The organism is Petralouisia muris, from assembly GCF_004793545.1.
In the GTDB taxonomy this organism is placed as follows: domain Bacteria; phylum Bacillota; class Clostridia; order Lachnospirales; family Lachnospiraceae; genus Petralouisia; species Petralouisia muris.
In genome coordinates this window covers 1-3366 of the sequence record NZ_SRYA01000170.1, presented here as the reverse complement: position 1 = coordinate 3366, position 3366 = coordinate 1, and the positions used below count along the sequence as shown (strand labels likewise).

Genomic DNA, 3366 nt, shown 5'->3' with positions numbered 1-3366 from the left:
GCCTTTGAAGATTTTGTCCTGTAGGGCGTCCGGCAACAGAATATCTGAACCGCGGGTTTCTGTATAAAGGAACTCCTGCAAATCATGCCATTTTTGCAGGATTATTGGGTATTGCTTTGCAAAAAACAAACAATGCGTTTTTATTTTCATCAAACAGTTTTCTCCAAAATAGTTTTGAGGTTAGGCTCACGGATTCAGGTGTTCTCTAATGGAATTATACAGAAGTCTTTTTCCCAGAGCATAATGTGAGGTATATTGCAGTCAATGACGGCGTGGACACTCTCAATAAGTCGGCGATGGACATCACGCCGTTTCGCAATATCCTAAATGAAATGTATGCCGCCGACATATCAGTTAAGATAAAATCGGCATACCGAGCGAGGTTTCAGCAGGGGAAATTCATGGGGACGTATGCGCCCTATGGGTATATCAAAGAGCCTGCCGACCACAACCATCTGCTGATTGACGATAAGGTGGCGCACGTTGTAAGAGAGATATTTGACCTTGCATTAGCGGGAAACGGACTTGGAAAAATCCGCAAGCACATCAACAGCCAGCACGTTTTACGCCCTGCCGCTTATGCGGCGGAGCAGGGGGCGGCAGGCTATGAGAGATACTTTGAGGATAACGAGGAAGACCGTTATATTTGGAGCGAAAATAGTGTGAGAAGTATTCTAAGAAGCCCTATCTATGCGGGAAACCTTGCAGGCTACAGCGGATTGCCGCCAATATGAAAAGCAAGAAAAGACCGTCCAAGCTGCCAGAAGAATGGGAAGTGATACCTGACACACATGAGGGCATAGTCACACAAGAAGAATTTGATACTGTCCAACAGCTTATGACGAGCCGCAGACGGGAAAAAAATAAGGGTGACTTTGAGAATATTTTTTCAGGCGTTATCAAGTGTGCGGACTGCGGCTATGCTTTGCGGGCGATGAGCGCAAACAGGAGGAAACGCCCCGACATCATCGACTGCGTACAATACACCTGTAATAATTATGGCAGGTACGGCAACGTCATGTGTACCGCACATGCCATTGAAGCGAGGGACTTATTCAACGCTGTCCTTGCCGACAACAACCGCTTTGCAGATATGGCGGTGAATGACGAGCGGGCGGTGAGGGCGATTGAGAAGCGGCTCACAGAAACAGACCAGAGCAAGGCAAAGGCAATGGAGAAAGAACAAAAGAAGCTGAACAAACGCCTTGCGGAGCTTGACAGGCTGTTTTCCTCTCTCTATGAGGATAAGGTCATGGAGCGTATCAGCGAGCGGAATTTTGAGCTGATGTCGGGGAAATACCAGAAAGAACAGCTTGAAATCGAAGCACGGTTGAGGGAAGTAACGGAAACGCTCAACGAAAGCTATGAGAAATCGCAGGGAATCCGTGACTTCCTCTCCCTTATCCGCAACTATCAAGGCTTAAAGGAACTGGACGCAACGGTTGTAAACGCCTTGATAGACAAGATACTTGTTTCGGAGCGTGAGAAGTCATCAGACGGAACGGTTAGACAGGAAATCAAGATTTACTATAAATTCATCGGCTTTGTCGGTGAATTACATATCACGCCCACGAAGCGGTGGACAGCGTTGCCCGCTAAACACTGTACGGTGTGCGGCGTTAAATATGTCCCCGGCTCTGGCATATCAAAGTATTGCCCTGCTTGTGCCAAGAAGATACAGAGGGAGAAATCAAACGAGTGCAAACGCAGGAGCAGGGAGAGAAAAAGACAGGTATGTATTGAACTGTACGCAAAAAATGACCGACTGACATTGAACAGCAGGAAGGTCGGATTTTAAGGCAGGGCAACATGAATGACAAGGTAAAAATATTCCGGTATGTGACGGAAGGGACATTTGACAGCTACTCATGGGTGCGACACGAAGTCGTTTAATTTAACTGTTTGGCGGCAATGCCGACCAAACCATCCATTCCGTTGGATGAAGCAGTTATCCCCGGCTCTGCCAGTAATGGCGCTGTTCGGAAGCGGATATAAACGTAACCCTACTTGGAATCCAAACCGTGAGGGGCGGATGAAACTGCCAGCTGCAAGGCGGTTAGGGTGCAGGCTTTCACGGATAGCATGGTTAATTAATTGAATCACCGCAAGCTTCGTTAAGGCTGAACAAGCCAAAGCAGCTGGCAGGCTTGAACCAAAAGGTGTGCAGTCGGTTACTCCTCTCCACGCTTGGGAGTACACGGACGTTATGACTGCCGGAGTAGAGATGGAACCTAAACTATCAAAATAATTGTTGGTTAAGCGGAACGTGTCAAGCCCGTATTCCTGCCCATATGGGCAAGCCGACCGTAAGGGAAGCCGTTGGGAATGCGGGTATAGGATTGCGGAAGAAGCGAATGCCGACCTTGTAATGAGGACGGACAGGGGTTCAAGATTTGCCCCACCCGAAAGGGGGGGCAGAATTCCGCAGGGCGCTTAATTACGAGAGAGTTTATAGAATTTTTGAAAGGAGTAAGGCAAATGAACGGTAAAACGTGTGCGACTTCTGACATTGCAAAGGCATGGGACTCCATTAGCTGGAATAAAGCCGAAGCATATGTTAAAAAACTGCAAATGCGTATCGTAAAGGCTCATCAACAGGGCAGGACAGGCAGGGTGAAATCCTTGCAGTGGCTGCTCACGCACTCTTTTTATGGGCGTGCTCTAGCCGTAAGGAGAGTAACGATTAATAAAGGCAAAAAGACAGCAGGCGTAGACAAAGTTTTATGGTCTACCCCCAAAACTGAAATACGAAGCAATTCTCAGCTTGAAACGCAGGGGCTGCAAGCCACTGCCGCTAAAAAGGGTGTATATACCGAAGAAAAACGGAAAAATGCGCCCGTTAAGCATTCCATGCATGAAGGACAGGGCAATGCAGACACTATATAAATTTGCGTTAGAGCCGATTGCAGAAATCACAGCAGACCCGAATTCCTATGGATTCCGGGCAAAAAGGTGTGTGCAGGACGCTGTCGAGCAGTGTTTTACCTGTCTGAATAAAGGGAAATCGCCAAAATGGGTGCTGGAAGGAGCCATCAAAGGCTGTTTTGACAATGTCAGCCATGCGTGGATTCTAAGCCACATCCCAATAGATAAGGACATTCTGCGGAAATGGTTAAAAAGCGGGTATATCGAAACAGGGAAGTTATTCCCGACTGATTTGGGAAGCCCACAGGGTTTATCCATCTCGCCAACTATCTGTAACATGGTCTTAGACGGTTTGGAGATTCAGGTTAAAAAGAAGCGCCACAAAACAAAAGTGAAAGGAAAAGCATACTTTCCGAAAGTGAACTTTGTGCGTTAGGCCGATGATTTTATTGTCTGTATAATGGGGTTAAAACCCTCGCCTTTAGGCGAAACCTTTAGGTA

At 47.2% G+C, this 3366-nt stretch carries 2 protein-coding genes and 1 pseudogene; all 3 read left to right on the top strand.

Translation table 11 applies throughout. The annotated features are described in order from the left end of the window. Nucleotides 1-215: 215 nt before the first annotated feature. A pseudogene (locus E5329_RS28675) lies at nucleotides 216-1798 on the top strand (recombinase family protein); the annotation flags it as partial. A 680-nt stretch (nucleotides 1799-2478) separates the two neighbouring features. Beyond that, a complete protein-coding gene (locus E5329_RS32950; protein ID WP_330572427.1) occupies nucleotides 2479-2886 on the top strand; it encodes a reverse transcriptase N-terminal domain-containing protein in 408 nt (135 codons plus the stop codon). After that, on the top strand, nucleotides 2870-3301 hold the full coding sequence (locus tag E5329_RS32945; RefSeq protein WP_330572426.1) for a reverse transcriptase/maturase family protein: 432 nt from the start codon (nucleotides 2870-2872) through the stop codon (nucleotides 3299-3301). Before E5329_RS32950 ends, E5329_RS32945 begins: the two co-directional genes overlap by 17 nt. The last annotated feature ends 65 nt before the right edge of the window (nucleotides 3302-3366 follow it).

What these genes read in the sequence shown, in the direction of transcription:
- E5329_RS32945 (WP_330572426.1), top strand. Translation starts at nt 2,870, where the DNA reads ATGCAGACACTATATAAATTTGCGTTAGAGCCGATTGCAGAAATCACA.
- E5329_RS32950 (WP_330572427.1), top strand. Translation starts at nt 2,479, where the DNA reads ATGAACGGTAAAACGTGTGCGACTTCTGACATTGCAAAGGCATGGGAC.